This is a genomic window from Paenibacillus sp. F4 (assembly GCF_002894905.1).
In the GTDB taxonomy this organism is placed as follows: Bacteria; Bacillota; Bacilli; order Paenibacillales; family Paenibacillaceae; genus Paenibacillus; species Paenibacillus polymyxa_B.
Window position 1 is genome coordinate 113300 of the sequence record NZ_POVS01000014.1, and the last position, 17470, is coordinate 130769.

Genomic DNA, 17470 nt, shown 5'->3' on the forward strand with positions numbered 1-17470 from the left:
CACGCAACCTCTATTCCTTGTCCTTGTATATCCAAAGCACCCGCCATTTCTCATCTTCCTGTGTCACATAACAAGGCTGTACGATATCAAAATTACCGAATCGGGTCTTGTAATGCTGAGTGACCGTAATACGGTAAACCTTCCCTAACTCTTCTCCATTCTGATCGGTACGAATGTCATACTCAGCCTGCGGCTCCCCCAGTTCAAACGTGAACGTATCCGTCCCCATATCCTGCATAAAAACGTGCGCACGCTGCTGTACATACGTAGATTTCTCGAATTTCTTTTTCATTTGCGAATGAAAAAACTCCCATGAGCCTCCGAAATTTCCCGATTGCTCCATAGTGTAAAACTCGTTCAGTGCTTCTACCGCTTGTTCGCCCTCGCCTGTAGACATCACCCCACGCAGACCCAGCCACAGCAGCCATAACAATCCACATATGATGGCAAAATATAATAGCTTACGGACGAACGCCGAAGCCGCTCTCCTTCTAAACAGCATACGTTGCCCCTCCCTCTGTTGGACTATACCGAATTCTCTACAGATGTATGTGGGACAAGCCTTGTTTAGAAGACTTTAGAAGAAAATAACGGGTGACCTCCCAATAGGGCACCCGCCTGCATAAGGCTGCCTAAGGCGATATGGCAGTGGTAAGCAAATGCTTCTCCATCACTCCATGGATACGCTGGCGTTCCTGCTCATCCACAATGTAATAATACACACCGTTGATTTTACGCCCATGTCCCTTCAGTTCAACGGTATCCGTCTGCTTGAGGGACGGACCGATCCGGGTCAGGAAGGTCGTCATATCGTCAAAGGTAATGTCTGTGCGAATCTGCTCCCCCGCTGCCTCCAGTATCGGCTTTACCCTCAACAGCCCTTTCTTGCTGATGGACTGGGCAAGAATTTGCTTGAGTAGCTCCCGCTGGCGGGCATTTCTTCCGAGATCCCCACGTGGATCATCGAATCGCATACGGGCGTAGGCCAACGCCTCAGCCCCGTTCAAGTTCAAATTACCCTGCGCAAAATGATGGCCCTCATATTGAAAATCAAGTGGATTATGAACCTCGACTCCCCCCATAAGGTCCACCATTTTCGCAAACCCTTCCATGTTCATCTGTACATAGTAATCTATCGGATGGTTCAAAAAATGCTCTACCGTACGGATCGACATATCCACGCCCCCAAAAGCAAAAGCGTGATTGATTTTGTCCTCACGCCCCCTGCCGATCAACTCTGTTCGCGTATCACGCGGAATGTTGAACATCAACATAGAGCCTTCGGCAGGGTTAACAGACAGGACGATCATCGTATCCGATCGTCCTGGATCATGAGGCCGCCGATCTACGCCCAGCACCAGCACGGTGAACGGCTTGAACTGGGAGATGGCTGCCGGATTGGGTGTACTTGATCCAGTGTCTGTACCTACGGATGGCCCTGCTTCGCCCGTTGCAAGGGTAGAGACCGCCCCAGGCTGCACGATGCTGCGCGGATGATACATCGCATTTGCCGCCGTTTTAAAGGAATGATACACATAAGCGGTGTAGGCAGCAGCTCCTACGACCAATAACGCCGCAGCCCCCAATGTCATCTTCAGCCATCGTTTCATACGCAGCCTCCCCTTTACGGATTCACTACAGACTGATGACGATCTACATCCAGATTGTTCATCTGTGGCCTGCCGACAGAATAGTATGCAAAGGCGGATTGTCTGATTTGCTCTTCGCTGTACACATTGCGTCCGTCAATCATAATTGGATACTTCATAAGCTCATTCAGCTCACCCAACCCGATATCACCAAACTCTTCCCATTCCGTCAATAGACACAGTGCGTCGCATCCCTCTGCCGCTTCTCGTGCGCTATCTGCCCACGTTACTTCCGAGCTGTCCAGCAGTCTGCGGAAGTTAGCCGTAGCGATCGGGTCATATGCACGAATTTGCGCCCCTGCCTCCAGCAGCGACTGCATGATATCCAGCGCCGGGGCATCTCTTACGTCATCTGTATTCGGTTTAAAGGCCAGTCCCCATATACCAATCGTAGCTCCTTCCAGATCACCCAGCGCCTCTTTCAGCTTACGAATCACATTAAAACGTTGCCCCTGATTCACTTCTACCACAGATTTTAGCAGCTTGAATTCATAGTCCACGTTGCCTGCAATTTGGATCAGAGCTTGTGTATCCTTGGGAAAACAGGAACCCCCATAGCCGATACCAGCAGACAAAAAGGAGGAACCGATCCGCTGATCCAGTCCCATACCGTGTGCCACGCGTGTAACGTCTGCGCCCACCTTTTCGCAAATATTTGCAATCTCATTAATAAACGAAATTTTGGTCGCCAAAAAAGCATTCGACGCGTATTTGATCATCTCCGCCGAACGGATATCCGTGGTTACGATATTTGTCGTCAACGGCTCGTGCAGTGTAGTCAGCACAGCGGACACATGCGGATCGGAAGCTCCGATGATGATTCGATCTGGCTGTAGGGTGTCTATGACTGCTGAACCTTCACGTAAAAACTCAGGAACCGAAGCCACACCAAACGGATAGTTTGTGCGGCTCGCAATCCAATTTTGAATACGTTCGTTCGTTCCGACAGGCACCGTGCTTTTGGTGACAATTACTTTGTAGCCATTCATGGCGTCTGCCACCTCGCAGGCGGCTTCTTCAATATAGGACAGGTTCGCTTCTCCGCCTGGCAGCGAAGGCGTGCCGACCGCCAAAATAACAATTTCAGCTGCCTCCACCGAAGCAGCCGTATCTGTTGTAAAGCTTAGTCGGCCTTGTTCTACATTATCTTTAATTAGAGCCTTTAATCCCGGTTCATAAATCGGCACTCCACCTGCACGTAGCTGATGAATTTTATCCTCATTCTGATCTACACAGACGACGGTATTCCCGAGTGCGGCAAAACAGACCCCCGACACCAGCCCGACATACCCTGCACCAATTACACATAGCTTCAAAGCAACTCCCCCTTTTACATGCTGTCTCATTGCATCCTGCCTTTACCGACTTCATTTCTCTATATCTCTTCCTGCAAGCCGATTATGATAAAGCGTAAGCCGTTTGTTTTGCCGATAAGATTTTAGAAAACGGTATACATACATCGGATTGTTATAGGCATACCTCTTCCATAATCGCTTCGGTTCACAGATCAGACGGTACAGCCACTCCAGCCCCAGCTTTTGTATCGCTAGTGGCGGTCTACGAACCTTTCCAGTAATATAGTCAAAGGCCGCCCCTACTCCAATCATCACGCCATGAATGCGGTCTTTGTTTCGATGCATCCATATTTCCTGCTTCGGGCAGCCTAAGCTGACGAATATGATATGCGCGCCGGACGCATTGATTTCATCAATGATCCGCTCCTCCTCATCTGGGTGAAGCTCACGAAATGGCGGCGAAAAGCTGCCCGCGATGCGGATTCCGGGGTAATCCTGTTCTACTCTTTCTTTTAAGCTATCCAGCGTATCCGGCGTACTGCCGTAAAAATATATACTTACCTTCGTCTGTGGCGCACGTTCGCACAACTTGAGCATCAGACTGGGACCATCTACCCGATCCTGACGCTCAAATCCGTACAGCTTGAGCGCCCATACCAACGGCATACCATCGGGAGTACACAAATCGGCTTGAGTGAGCGCTTCGTGGAACTCGGAATGATTCCCGGCTGTGACAATGGAATGCGTGTTGCAAATACAAACATAGCCGTCCTTTCGTTCGACTGCCCATTGTTCCAGCATGTGTACCGTCTCCTGAAACGTAAGTGCTGCAATATCTGCTTCCGCAATCCTTCCGACTCTATATTGGGGCAGCTGTTTCATAATCACGCTCCTCCATCGCCTCGCTATATATCGCCATCAGCTGCTTCACATTCACTTCTTCCGTATAGCGTGCAGCGTAGTTTTCCGACACCTTCTGTCTCATAGCTGCATAGTTTTCATAGGCTACTGCACAGCGAATCACAGTCTTTATATTTTCCAAATCATCATGTTGAAAATGGAAACCCGTCACCCCGTCCTCCACGACTTCCTCCAGTGCACCGAGCCGGCTGCATAATACCGGAGTTCCAACAGAAAAAGACTCTACAATGGTCATGGGAAATCCTTCATACCAAATGGAAGGCACCATGACATACATGGCCCGGCTCATGCAATCCAGTACCGTGTCTCCATCCTGCTTACCGAGAAACCGAACGTCTTCCTGCGGATAAGAAGCGGTCAATTCAGCCTTTTCCGGACCATCCCCAATGATGACCAGTCTCAATCCCCCCCGATCTTCCAACTGTGACCAAGCTTGCAGCAGATTGCGAACCCCTTTTTCAGCTGAAATCCGTCCCACGAACAATAAATAACGATCATTCGGGTCATACTGGGTTTTCACTGTTTTATGATGGACAAAATTCGGCTTTACCGCGATACGATCCAGCGGAATACCGCTTTCGGCAAATTTGTCCCGTGCAAACTCTGTCAGCGCAATATAGCGACTTACCTTATGCTGCCATGTGCCGATCAGATCGTTGAACTTAATCATCGCCGCTACCGGAATCGTCTGAAGCTGTGAACCTCGATAGCATCCATGACGGATGGAATGCAGCAGCGTGCCGTGCAGGCATTTTTCACAAACCTTATTCCCTCGCATAAAGGTTGCCGCCGGACAAATCAGCCTGTAATTATGCAGTGTCTGGACAACCGGAATCCCCAGCCGTTCACAAGCATGATAGACCGAAGGGGATATAACCGGAAAAAAATTATGCACATGTACCACATCTGGCTTCACCTGTAAAAGCAGCTTCTTGATTCTTTTGAATTCCGGCAGGGACCATGCCGCCTCTACCGCCAGCTTTGCCATGTTCGTTAGCCCTCTGCTTTGAATGCTGTCGTTGTGCACATAGTAATGCTCCGTCTCTATTCCTCTGGAACGCAGCATAGCTGATTCTTGCTCGACAACCTTGTCTTCTCCCCCGCTTTGCTGATAAAAGTTATGGATGATCAGCACCTTGCTTACAGGAGGGTTCATCTGTCTGCTGACCTGTTGGCTCACGTGGTTGCCCCTCTTTCCTGCGTTGATTGCATAGCGTGGTTAGAACTTCTGGGCTTGATCCCTTGATGGCTTACTATTTCATCCGCAATGCGATCCCACGACATACGCTCGACCGTAAGGGAGGCCTTCTCCGCCATACTTCGTCTCAGCTCAGCATTATCCAGCAAATCGCCTATTCGACCAGACCATTCCTCTTCTGAAAAGCTTCTCAGCATCACTCCGCTCACTCCGTCCTCAATCAAGGTAACCGAGCCCCCGTTTACCGAAGAGATAATCGGGACGCGAAACAGCATGCTTTCCAGCAGCACCATGCCAAAAATATCGTATTGGGTCGGAAACAGCATCACATCCGCCGCTCCGTAAACCTGCCACAGATGACGTTGCTCCACTCTTGAAAAATGTATAATACTGTCCGTTAGCCCCAGTTCATGAGCATATGTCCAGTAGCGATCTGTGTCTGTCTTCCGTCCATCCCCGACCATTAACAAAAGGCAACTAGGATGCTTTTGGAGTACCCTTTTGAACGTAGTCAGCATAAAACGTATATTTCTCCGTTCCTCCAGTACGCCAACATACAGTAGCACCGGACGATCTCCGATTCGACGCAGCTCATTCGCAACCTCACGGTTTTCCTCACGTTCTCCGCTTATGTCTTCACTGTTGTTACTGGTGTCACTGTCGAATGCTCTCTCTACTTTACTGCGATCCAGTCCGACCCCAATCGTAACCACGTTGTCAAAACCTTTATTCTCCAAATAGCGCTTGGCAAGATCGGATTTGACATAGGTATGGCGTAGAGATTTTGCTACCTTCGGCAGCAGCATAATATCGTATAGTTTGCGGATCAGCGCGTGCGTGTTATCTCGGTATGGGCCGTGATACAACGCCAGCTTATCAGGACATTTGCGGGAAAGCAGATAGGTCATGATCTGGTTGTATTCTGTAGTAATGACCAGACCATAAGCATCCAGAAAAGAATCTTTGAGAACATCTCTGTAGATGCTGTTGCTTAAGAACTTAAACCCGTGGAGCCAGATAATACGCAAGGTGCATCCTTCGTGACGGTAGACCTGTTCCAGATGGGTTTCTTTACGATCGTTGTAGTAAACAATATCGCAATCATAGCCTTTTCGAACGAGTGCTTTGCCCAAACCGACTTCCTGTAAATTGTATGAGTCCCCGTTCACCTTGCTGGCAAAATTGCGGAGATACAATATTTTTTGAATCATCATCAGGGCTCCTGCCATTTCATATTGGATGAGTTATGGCGGCGGGGCTTAAAGACCGCTGCGCGTTCCATTTGATCTTCCGATCGCTGTTGCAGTGGGATTCCTGGATATATAAAACATTCCGCGGTAAGAATCCCACTGCAAAGGCGAACGCTAGCGCTTCTTCAGATTCAAATGGACCGCTCCGCTACTGACCGCCGGGTCCATAAAGTCACCCCATTTAAAAAAGGGAATGCTGGGCATGAAGTGCCCCGCTGCGCGGATACGCGAGCACGGATGCATGCAGAGCGTTGACTTCGTCAAACGCTTGTGAACTTGGCACGGTTATGGCACGCTCACAAGCAAGCATGGCTATACTACCGCTAGGTTGACCATGATACCTTAACGATGGCTATATTGTTGCCTGCCCAGATTGCTATCCACCGAACGCTGCCACCCTGACAGAGAACTGTGCTGAGTGTACCCTACACGGGCATGCATGCCCGGCCATGAAGTTCGCGGCGATAGGGCGAAGCTATCGCCGGACGGCTCTTACCTCCCCCACCTTATAGGCTGGGGGAGATTCTTTTTGGCGGCGGTGGGTAGCGGAGGGTAAGGGTTTGAATCTGGAGAAGCGTAGCGTTCGCCTTTGACGAGGGATTCCGCCCTTTTACAGAGCCTATTCAATCCAAGGAATCCCACGTCAACAGCGATCGGAAGATCAAATCCGTCCCGAAGCGGCCTACCATCCACAATAGTTGCTCCAGGATCAAACCCGCCCCGAAGCGGCCTCTCCCCTCCAAACCGAATGCTCCCCCTGCCGCTGCCTTTCCTCCATCATCTGCATATTAAAATGATCTGCCCCTTTGAGCTGGGCAGCTGCCATATCTGCCACTAGAGTCACACTCGATTCCATCGGCACAAAGCGGTATTTGTAGGCTGTAAGCCGATGATCCGTTTCGTGAAATAAAATATCCTGAGCGTAATTCCCCCAACGGTCCTTGGGCATCAAATCAATGGTCATGCCGGCATGCGCAGAGGGCAGCAGCATATTAGAGCCGTGGATACCGATTACTAATTGGCTGGCTGCGTATACCTCGCAGACCCGCAGCTCACTTTCTCGGTCGAAGCGTGTGACACGCTCATCCGAAATCCATGCCGGGAAGCTCCCGGTACGCCCAAGTCCAGCGACTGTAAAACGATGATCTGGGAAGCTTTCTCTTAGCCTGCGGAACAGCCGTATGATTTTACTGCGCTGATGATAAATTAGCGGTTTTAGCCCACGTTTGAGCTGCGGAAATTTCTGTACCGCTCTTGCGATATGATGGCTGCCGCTCCACAAGCGATCTTCCCTCCATACGAAGGTAATGCGCGGCTCCGACTCACGCCCCTCGTCATAGCGGGAGACACCTGTAAACTGCTCAATATCAAACTGATTGGGATGTGAATATGCCGGGCTGACATACACCTCATCAAAGCGCATCAGTTCCTCAATCATCCGATGATGTAGTACAGGATAAAAGTTTCGTGCCCTGCTGAACGGCACATCAACCGTCCAAATTTCAGACACGTATGCTGGCACCATCCATTCCAGCGACTTTTGCACAATGACGATAATTCCCAGGTCCGGCGATTGCTCGTATTCGCGTTGCACATTGAGCAGCTTGAGCAAGGCATGACCATACAAATAATCCATAGTGTTGACGATGATTACACGTGTAGAAGCTTTCATTTTATGCACGGTCATGCCGACTGCTAAGTCATAGGAAGGATTCATCAACGATTGCCGCAAAGGCTCTCCGAGCCATTTTTTTGACTTCGCATCACCGGTCAGAATATAGTCAGGCATTTCTACACGATAAGGTGAATACGTAGCATGACCGACCCTCATGTCCTCGAGATATTCACGTCCGCACCCCTCACACGCAGTGCTGACACATACATGGATTCCCTGCCACAGCACCTCTCCACCACGTACCTTACCTCCACAATGCGGGCACTGTTCCTCATGCCGAACAAACGGTTTAATGGGTATCATGATTGTTCTCTCCAACTTTCGGTACTGTAATTTGAACACGCCAGAAGGTCAGGATGGACTTTATCATCCAACCCAAATTAGATTTAACTTCCTTAAACAGCAAATCTAATAGAAATACAGATATCGTAAAGGACAAAATCGTCGCCACTAACGACCCTCGGACACCAAGTAACGGGATTAGCGTGTAATTGAAAGCGATATTCGTAACCGCACCCACCACCGAGGTCAGCAGAGTGTATCTGAACAAATTTTCATTGGTAATAAACAAGCTTTTAGCAACACTGAAGTTGGTGAAAAACAGACGAATCGCAAACAGAGACAACAGCGAACCTGCTTCGGTAAATTCTCTCCCATACAGCACAACCACTACCCATTGGGATAGAAAAAATAAAGGTACCGAGGTCACAAGAAAGCATATAAACATCAGCCGATACACCTTGGACAATGTCTGTCTGTATTCGTCGCTTCCTTTCTGCTTGGAACGTGTCACCACCGGAGCATAAGCCGTTGTCAGAACGACCGGAATGAAGCCCAGCACTTCGATGAGTCGGAGTGCAACGGAGTATTGCCCGACCGCAGCGTTCCCCAGCAGTTCACCGATAATGACTTGATCGATCCGTGCCTGTACATATACAGCGGAGGATGACAGTATAAGCGGCCAGCTGTGATTCATGATTCGCCGAGCTGTGGTTAAGCGGAACGTCCATCGGTTCACACGTCGTCCTTCCTTATGGAAGAAATACAGCAGCAGCAGGCTTCCCAACAGAAACTCTCCATGAGCACACAACGCCACCATCCATATCGGAACACCGGACAACAACAGAATGATTTTGATGGTGGAGCCGAGAACAAAGGCGGTATTCTTGGCAACGACCGTGTATTTGGACAGCATCTGTGCACGAAACCAGTAGTCGATGATATCAAACAACTGAAATACCGAGGCCGTGGCCAGGATCAGATTGATCAACCGCACCGAACTGTCTTCCGGTCTGAGCAGTGAAATGAAGGAATAGGACAGTACAATGGCTACCAAAGTACCTAACAACTTCAGCAGAACCGCCGTACCCAATAGCTCGTGCTCATCCTTGGGGTCTTTGACAAGATCGCGTACTAATATAGAATCAAAGCCAAGGGTCGTGAAAATCAGAAACATCCCGAAAAAGGATTCCGCATAATTCCACTTTCCCAGTTCCTCTGGTCCCAACACTCTCGCCATGATGATGCTAACTGCCAGCCCGAACACCATGCGGATCATTTTGTCACCAAACAGCCAGGATGTATTCACCAGCAAACTTCTGCGCGGTTTGGCGCGTTTTTTGACTAATGTCATAGGTTCTACTCCATCTTGAAAAATGACCTTGCGCACAGCTTTAAAACCTGCTGATCTGTCGATGCAGCTACAATCATGTACAACGAAGAGACCCCCCGGCCAGGCGGGTGGCCTCTCCATCTTTTATACGACGACAGAAGCTTCGACCGCAGCCTGCCTTTTTACCCGCTCCAAGTCTGAATCCACCATCATATGAACAAGCTGCTCGAAGCCTACTTCCAATCCCCAGCCCAGCTTTTCTTTCGCCTTGGCACAATCGCCGAGCAATAGATCTACCTCTGCCGGACGGACAAATTCAGGATCAATCACGACGTAATCCTCATAATTTAAACCTACATGGGAAAAGGCAATTTGCAGCAGTTCGCGTACAGAATGCATTTCTCCCGTGGAAATGACGTAATCATCCGGTTGATCCTGCTGAAGCATCAGCCACATAGCCTTTACATAATCCCCTGCAAAACCCCAGTCCCGCAGCGAATCCAAATTTCCCATGCGCAGCTCCTGCTGCAACCCCAGCTTGATACGAGCTACAGCATCCGACACCTTGCGCGTTACAAATTCCAGCCCTCGGCGGGGCGATTCATGATTGAACAAAATGCCGGAGCAAGCAAACATATCAAAGCTTTCGCGGTAGTTCACTGTAATCCAATGGCCGTACACTTTGGCGACTCCGTAAGGACTACGTGGGTAAAACGGGGTCGTTTCCGTCTGCGGTGTCTCCAGCACCTTACCGAACATCTCGCTGCTTGACGCCTGATAAAAGCGCGCTTCCGGTTTGGCAATCCGAACCGCTTCCAGCATATTGGTGACGGATAGCGCTGTAATCTGCCCTGTAGCCAAGGGCTGCGGCCATGAGGCTGCTACGAAGGATTGAGCAGCCAAGTTGTAGACCTCGTCCGGGTCGGACTGACGGACGGCTTCGATCAGTGAAGCCAGATCGGTCATATCACCGGAAAGCCAGTGGATGTCATTCTGGATATGCGCTACATTTTCAAAGTTCGGTGTGCTTGTTCGTCTACGCACCCCGTACACCTCATAATCCTTGGACAGCAGCAACTCAGCCAGATAAGACCCGTCTTGTCCGGTAATCCCTGTGATCAGCGCTTTTTTCATTCCAATTCCCCCACCGTTTTTTATTGTTCAACCAGATCCAGACCTTGAAATGCCTGATACACAGACCTTAATCCCTCTTCTAGTGAAATACGCGCCGACCAGCCCAGCTCGGAAATTCGGGATACATCTACCAACTTACGCGGCGTTCCGTCAGGAGCGGATGTATTAAAGGTAATTTCGCCCTCATAACCGACTACATTCTTCACTCGTTCAGCCAGCTCACGGATGGAAATATCCTCACCCACGCCGATATTTACAATCTCATTTCCCTCATAGTTGTTCATCAGGAACAGACAGGCTTCAGCCAAATCATCAGAATGAAGAAATTCTCGGCGCGGCGTACCAGAGCCCCATACTTCTACAGTCGGAGATTGATTCAGCTTGGCTTCATGAAACTTGCGGATGAGCGCAGGCAGCACATGTGAGGTCTGGAGATCGAAATTGTCGCCCGGACCGTATAAATTCGTCGGCATCACAGAAATAAAACGAGTTCCATACTGACGGTTGTAAGACTGACACATTTTAATCCCGGCAATTTTAGCAATCGCATAGGCCTCATTAGTAGGCTCCAGTTCACCCGTAAGCAGATATTCTTCCCGCAACGGCTGCGGAGCAAATTTGGGATAGATACAGGTGGAGCCGAGGAATAACAGCTTGCTTACATTCGCCCGATATGCCGCATCAATCACATTCGTTTGTATAAGCAGATTATCACGGATAAAATCAGCAGGATATTCGTTGTTCGCCAAAATCCCACCAACCTTGGCCGCTGCCAGAAATACATAATCCACAGTTTCTGTTTCAAAAAAATGGTCTACTGCCTCTTTATTGCGTAGATCCAGCTCACGGCTTGTGCGAGTAATAATATGACGGTAACCCGCTTCCTGAAGCGCTCGGACAATAGCGGAACCCACCAGTCCGTTGTGCCCTGCTACATATATGTTGGAATGAAGATCCATACTTATCCCCTACCTTCTTCTCTGAATTGACTTTAATACGCATCCTTGGAGCCTAGCAGTACACGAAATGTTTTCAGCATAATGATCACATCCGTGCGGAAACTGCGTCTGGATATGTACTCCAAATCCAGTTCTACCATCTGGTTAAAGCTCAGATGATTACGACCGCTGATCTGCCATAGACCGGTGCAGCCCGGCGTAACCGTCAGACGCAGCTTATCCCTCACCGTGTAATCATGGACTTCTCTTGGCAATGGAGGTCTGGGTCCTACCAGACTCATCTGCCCACGCAGGACATTGAACAGTTGTGGCAGCTCGTCGATGCTCGTTCTGCGAAGAAAGCGACCCACACGGGTAATTCGGGGATCGTCCCGCATTTTGAACATCGCACCCTCAATTTCATTTTCCACCAGCAGTGCAGACAATCTGGCCTCGGCATCAGACACCATGGAACGAAATTTGATCATACGAAACGGCCGCTCATTTTTACCAATACGTACTTGATAAAATAACGCACTTCCTTTTGGGTCCTCCAGCTTAATCAGCAGAATGACAAGTAGAAATACCGGGCATAGCACGATGATTCCAATGAAAGACAGTATAATGTCCATGCTTCGCTTCACGAACGGATATACGCTCCATCCTTGCCGCCGTTCAAGCCCATGAGCGACCGAATATACATCCACTGACGCGCCCAACGCTTCGGCCTCGTTCGAGCGGGAAGAAGACACGTCTCATCACCTCGCTCCTTATTTATTAATATTATTTATTCATTGTTAAAAGAATTTTATATTCCTTTATTTTCCTCCTATTTATTCATGTCAGATTGCGTTCCTCCATACCCCGCTCGGCGCGGGTATTCGATCGCTTCACATTATTGAGCACTACACCCAGAATGCGCGCCTTTACTCTTTCCAAATTCGCTTTCGCTTTCTTAACGACATCCTTTTTGACTTTTCCTGCCTGTACCACCAGAATGACACCATCACACATGGAACTTATAATGAGGCCATCCGGAAAGGACAGCAATGGCGGCGTATCCATCAAGATCACGTCATAATGTTCTTTTAGCTCAACCAGCAGAGCCTTCATTCTGCGGGAACTGAGCATCTCAGACGGATTGGGTGGGTTCGGTCCGGCTGTAATCGCATGCAGATGGTCAATCCCGGTTTCCTGAACTACCTCCTGCCATGCCTGTTGATTGGCAAGTACCCGTGTCAGCCCCGTATGATTACGCAAACCAAACATATGGTGCAAAGAGGAGCGGCGCAAATCCATATCCATAACCAGCACCTTTTTCCCCTCTTGCGCATAGGTTACAGCCAAATTGCTAATCGTGACCGTTCTGCCTTCACCCGCCTGAGCTGACGCCACCATCATAACCTCAATCGGCTCGTCTATAGAAGAAAACTGGATGTTTGTGCGAAGCATACGGTACTCCTCCGAAACGGAAGACTGAGCATGCAGGGATGTGACGAGCTGGTTATTGATTAATCGCGGCATATTGTCCTTCACCTACCTGTTTAGGAGTTGTAGTAGAGCTGTCGGAGCGTCTATCTTCTTTTTTCATTTTCGTAATCAGGGATAGGGTAGGCAGGCCGAGTTCTTTTTCAATATCCTCTTCATTCTTAAATGTATCATCCAGTACCTCCAACAAAAACGCCAAGCCTATTCCCAACAATAAAGAGGTGGCAAAAGCAATAAATATCTGTATAGCGGGATTACTGTTCACGGGAACTGCTGGATCATTCAGACTGGCTTCGCTTAGAATGGTGACATTGTCCATTTTCATGATAGAGGGGATTTGTCGTTTGAATACTTTGGCTACCGCATTGACGGTTTTCACAGCCTTCGTATACGATAAGTCGCGGATCGTTACATCCATGACCTGTGAATCACCTGCGGTGTTCACTCTTAATTTTTGCGCCAAAGCTGTCGGAGTGACCTTGAGATCGGGGAAGCTGGCGACGACCTGATCCATAATTGCCGAGGAAATCATAATTTGCTTATAGGAGTTCGTTAAGGCTATATTCGTTTGAACCACACTGTAATCGACGACACCTGCACGATCCGGTCGCGGCGTCTGGTTGATAATGAGCTTTGCGGTCGCTTCATAAACCTGCGGGGTAAAATATACATTTTTTATGCCCACTACAGTACACACCAGCAGTACGATGCTGCCAATCAACCACATTCTTTTTCGGATCAAACGGATGTACTCTTTCAACTGCACAAGACCAGTCCTCCCTGAATGACTTGTTTTCGATGCAATAACGCTTGTACTGATCCTCTGCATACCGGGGAAAAGAACGATGCATGACCCTCTAATCTATAGTAAAATGTTGTATAATAGCGCATAGAAGGTCTAGCCAGCGAATAAGCACAAAATGCTCAATCATCGGTGGCCTCTTAGGGTATATAAACAAAGACATAAGTGAAAACTACGAAATACAGATACGTTATGTAACTTACATAACTAATTTATGATACAATTCGTATCTTGTCAAGCGTAAAATTGCTTTTTTTACCTTTCTTAACCTTGCATTCAGGAGGAAAAACAGATGAATTATGGGACCCGCATCGCTGAATTACGAGAACATAAGGGATTAAAACAAGAGGAACTAGCGCAATCCCTCGGAATTACGCGGGCGGCTCTATCTCACTATGAAAAAAATAGGCGCAAGCCAGACTTTGAGACCCTGACCAAGCTCGCCGATATTTTCGGGGTAACCATTGATTACTTAGTGGGACGTACGAGCCACCCGGCTGCAATATTAGATTCAGATGTGAGGGAATTTGTGGACCAGCTTGAACTGTCCGACGAAGATATTCTGCAACGTTTCAACCTGACCATTGACGGACGCACCTTATCTGAGGAAGAAGCCAAACGTTTTATCGCGTTTGTCCGAATGGAACGAATGATGGAATAAAGAAAGCGATCGGCTGCTTTACGTCTCTCTCAAGTAGGACCGGCAACTGGAATTTGCACGCATTATCCTTCCCGGCACTTGGTTTCGTCAGCGTCGCTCTCTAGCCATTCTGGCGTCGTGATACCACATTGGAGCAAAATGTCCCGGATGTCCAGGTGGATGGCAGCTTTGTCTGCTTTCCGTGCGTTGTTTCGAAGAAGAGGGCTGTTCACCCCTAATTCTGTCTCCTTGTTCATTCAGCACTAACCTCACTTTATTATTCTTGGTCACCGGAAAGAGATTTCCCACAAACCATGTATGTATAGTCATGAACAAAACTATTATATATGAATACATACCTGCAATGTTGTCGTCTTATGACGAGAATAAAAAAGGATTTTCTTATTTTTTTCTCCATTATACGTAAAGAATTGGCAAATCAGAACGATTTACAAATAAAAAAGAACCTCTCAGGTCCTATTTTCTCCTGATAGGTTCTTTTTTGTTTTATTCCGAAATGATGTTAGATATTCGTTTGCTAGGGTCCTATATGCATTCCGGTGTGATTAAGCGACCTCGGCTGCCTGGGAAACCTGAGTGCCTCCGGTCGCCCGGACTTTGTAGACGTAGTGACCTCCAGCTTTTACTGTGCGGTCTGTATACGTGCTTCCCGCTACTTGCGAGGCAATCACCTGATAGGCCCCGTCGGTCCCGTCAGCACGCAGCACATCATAGGAAGATACGCCTTCTGCCTGAAGCCAATTAATCTTTACTGCCCCATCCTGAACAGAGGCAGCCTTCACCCCTGTTGGGGCTGAAGCTGCGGTCTGATCTGTACTTTTTAATTCCAAAATATATTGTACCGCTTCGCCAGGACCTAGCTTTTCTTCAAAATCAAGGGCAGGAGAAGCCTTGAGCCCTGATATGGAACGCTGTGCCTGACTGTAAGTAGAACCCGTTCCAAAACGTTCACCCGTGTACAAACCAGCTTTCGGCATCGTTACCCGTACACGAACTGTCTGCGGGGTAGCTTCGAAATTCACTAGATTCACCAGCAATTTGTCTGAAGTAGCGCCGCTACCTGCCAGCGGTTTAAGCTTGGACGTATCCACCGCACGAACATACACCATCTTATCCTTGGTATCCTCTGGATTCAGCACTGTATAAGTCAGAGGTTGTCCATGGGTGGCATAGGCTAAGCTCAAGCGTCTCATGATCTTAACGCGGGTGTCCTGTCCTTGCCCGAACGGATAAATTTCTGTGTTGGCCGGGTTATGACTTTGCAGATCGAAGCCTGTTTTAAACAGCGTATAATCCTTATAAAAAGCAGCGTGCTGGATAAACATATCGGCAAACCCGATTTGCGAACGCATAATCCGGTCGAATGCGGCCGCTTGTGGCTGACTAGCCCCGTAATCAGGATTGTCCCGATGTGTATCGTTGGTACCGAACTCCGTGTTCAGCATCTTCTTCGCCAGTCCGTTGCTCGAACCGCCGAAGGTTTTCAAATTTTGGACGAAGCTGCCGCCGCCCTCTTCATTATACGATTCACCATAGGCGTGTCCATTGGTCAGGTCGGTAACTTCCTCCAGCTGTTTACGCTGCTCTGGGTCCCGTTCCCATCCATCTGGGTCACCGCATTTTTGCGTACCACTGGTTTGATTTTTGCACGCCTTGGTAGAGTACGTTGGCCAGTAGGCCCAGCCGGGTGCTACGGTTTTGAGATGCGGTGCCAATTGCTTGCCTTCCGTATTCAACCACTTGGCCACAGCCAGATTTACCGCCTTGGAGCGATTAAATAATCCAGGTTCGTTATCTACTTCATAATATTGAAGATAAGAACCGTATTTTTTTACATAATCGCGCAACTTTTGCTTGGCCGTCTCTGGCAGAGAACCATCTTTTTGCAGCTTAATATCACCTGTATATAAATACAAAGCAGACGATTGCATATTATACTGCTTTAACGTTTGATAGTAATCATCCACGTCTGTACATGCCTTGCCCACATTACTGGCACAGGTGACCCTCATGACGTTGCCACTATAAGCAATTCCCAGCCATTTGAGAACGTATGGTAAATGCTTAACTGCACCCTGATCATAATAAAATTCTTTATTGTTCACATTTGTTCCGGTCAGTATATATTTACCGTGTACCGGTTCGGTCGCAGGTGAAGCTAACGTCTCCAAGCTCAAGTCATCCCAAGTCCACCACACATTTTTATCTTCTGCAGAGGAGCAGTATAGGCAGCGCGCTGTCTTTAGCTTGAGTACGTTAACACCGCTTTGCAATTGCTCTTTGGGTATATACAACTCGTAGTTGTTTTTGAAATTATAAGCACTCCCAGTACCGGATACCCCGGCAATCTGAATAATACCGGACAGCTGATGATTTGAAAATACAGCCATTTGCGGGACTGCTTTGCCCGCATCCAAAATCCGAACACGGAATATCATACCATTGGGAGGAATCTGATTCAGCTTATACTGGAGTGTCAATTCAGGGTTCGTGGACGCATTCAAACCGGGAGGAATATCTCCACTGCTGAGCAATACCGGAACTGTTGTACTCTCTGCTACCGACAACGCTGACATTGCTCCTTTAGCAGATGATTCGGTAGAGGCAGCTGCTGTAGAAATGTCGATATTATCCCTACCGACCACACCTTTGAATTCCGCTGAAGAGTCATCCCTCTGACCCAGCTTCCATACTGGACTGGCAGCTGCTACTTTATCCGTCTGCAATTCTGCGCTTCTTGAAGGCGTGTATATAAACCAAGCGATCATCGCTATAGCTACGATCGCTAGTAGTCCAGATAAAACTACTGTATACCTATGGGATAACCATTTTTTTATCATATGATCG

The 17470-nt window shown here is 48.4% G+C and carries 16 protein-coding genes; 1 reads left to right on the top strand and 15 read right to left on the bottom strand.

The window, feature by feature from the left end:
* Positions 1 to 10 precede the first annotated feature (10 nt).
* The 13 genes from C1T21_RS15760 to C1T21_RS15820 all read right to left on the bottom strand — a co-directional run bounded on the left by C1T21_RS15760 (position 11) and on the right by C1T21_RS15820 (position 13926).
* Complete coding sequence (locus C1T21_RS15760; RefSeq protein ID WP_103048910.1) at positions 11 to 502, bottom strand: hypothetical protein; 492 nt, start codon at positions 500 to 502, stop codon at positions 11 to 13.
* A gap of 130 nt (positions 503 to 632) precedes the next feature.
* A complete protein-coding gene (locus C1T21_RS15765; protein ID WP_103048911.1) occupies positions 633 to 1610 on the bottom strand; it encodes an LCP family glycopolymer transferase in 978 nt (325 codons plus the stop codon).
* A gap of 14 nt (positions 1611 to 1624) precedes the next feature.
* Positions 1625 to 2965 (bottom strand): UDP-glucose dehydrogenase family protein, encoded by a 1341-nt coding sequence (locus tag C1T21_RS15770; protein WP_103048912.1) that lies wholly within the window; start codon positions 2963 to 2965, stop codon positions 1625 to 1627.
* A gap of 51 nt (positions 2966 to 3016) precedes the next feature.
* The gene (locus tag C1T21_RS15775) at positions 3017 to 3826 is read right to left on the bottom strand and encodes a WecB/TagA/CpsF family glycosyltransferase (RefSeq protein ID WP_180984598.1); all 810 of its coding nucleotides are present in this window, start codon (positions 3824 to 3826) and stop codon (positions 3017 to 3019) included.
* Positions 3804 to 5045 (bottom strand): glycosyltransferase family 4 protein, encoded by a 1242-nt coding sequence (locus tag C1T21_RS15780; RefSeq protein WP_103048913.1) that lies wholly within the window; start codon positions 5043 to 5045, stop codon positions 3804 to 3806. Before C1T21_RS15780 ends, C1T21_RS15775 begins: the two co-directional genes overlap by 23 nt.
* Entirely contained in the window at positions 5042 to 6274 is a 1233-nt protein-coding gene (locus tag C1T21_RS15785) for a glycosyltransferase family 4 protein (protein ID WP_103048914.1), read from the bottom strand. The genes C1T21_RS15780 and C1T21_RS15785 overlap by 4 nt, the downstream gene beginning before the upstream one ends.
* Before the next feature lie 748 nt (positions 6275 to 7022).
* Entirely contained in the window at positions 7023 to 8291 is a 1269-nt protein-coding gene (locus C1T21_RS15790) for a hypothetical protein (protein ID WP_103048915.1), read from the bottom strand.
* The gene (locus C1T21_RS15795) at positions 8278 to 9621 is read right to left on the bottom strand and encodes a flippase (RefSeq protein ID WP_103049057.1); all 1344 of its coding nucleotides are present in this window, start codon (positions 9619 to 9621) and stop codon (positions 8278 to 8280) included. Before C1T21_RS15795 ends, C1T21_RS15790 begins: the two co-directional genes overlap by 14 nt.
* 123 nt (positions 9622 to 9744) lie before the next feature.
* Positions 9745 to 10734: a GDP-mannose 4,6-dehydratase gene (gene gmd / locus C1T21_RS15800; RefSeq protein WP_103048916.1), complete on the bottom strand. Its 990-nt coding sequence runs from the start codon at positions 10732 to 10734 to the stop codon at positions 9745 to 9747.
* Between the two features lie 20 nt (positions 10735 to 10754).
* Positions 10755 to 11693: a GDP-L-fucose synthase gene (gene fcl, locus C1T21_RS15805; protein WP_103048917.1), complete on the bottom strand. Its 939-nt coding sequence runs from the start codon at positions 11691 to 11693 to the stop codon at positions 10755 to 10757.
* Between the two features lie 32 nt (positions 11694 to 11725).
* A complete protein-coding gene (locus tag C1T21_RS15810; RefSeq protein ID WP_103048918.1) occupies positions 11726 to 12424 on the bottom strand; it encodes a sugar transferase in 699 nt (232 codons plus the stop codon).
* Between the two features lie 85 nt (positions 12425 to 12509).
* The gene (locus C1T21_RS15815) at positions 12510 to 13196 is read right to left on the bottom strand and encodes a CpsD/CapB family tyrosine-protein kinase (RefSeq protein WP_103048919.1); all 687 of its coding nucleotides are present in this window, start codon (positions 13194 to 13196) and stop codon (positions 12510 to 12512) included.
* Positions 13177 to 13926, bottom strand: a complete 750-nt coding sequence (locus C1T21_RS15820; RefSeq protein WP_103048920.1) for a YveK family protein — start codon at positions 13924 to 13926, stop codon at positions 13177 to 13179. The genes C1T21_RS15815 and C1T21_RS15820 overlap by 20 nt, the downstream gene beginning before the upstream one ends.
* 328 nt (positions 13927 to 14254) lie before the next feature.
* Here C1T21_RS15820 and C1T21_RS15825 point away from each other — a divergent pair, with 328 nt between their 5' ends.
* Entirely contained in the window at positions 14255 to 14623 is a 369-nt protein-coding gene (locus tag C1T21_RS15825) for a helix-turn-helix domain-containing protein (RefSeq protein ID WP_103048921.1), read from the top strand.
* A 62-nt stretch (positions 14624 to 14685) separates the two neighbouring features.
* Here C1T21_RS15825 and C1T21_RS27360 read toward each other — a convergent pair whose 3' ends face one another.
* A complete protein-coding gene (locus tag C1T21_RS27360; protein ID WP_167686529.1) occupies positions 14686 to 14859 on the bottom strand; it encodes a hypothetical protein in 174 nt (57 codons plus the stop codon).
* Positions 14860 to 15168: 309 nt separating this feature from the next.
* Positions 15169 to 17463, bottom strand: a complete 2295-nt coding sequence (locus C1T21_RS15830) for a PD-(D/E)XK nuclease family protein (protein ID WP_103048922.1) — start codon at positions 17461 to 17463, stop codon at positions 15169 to 15171.
* Positions 17464 to 17470: the final 7 nt, after the last annotated feature.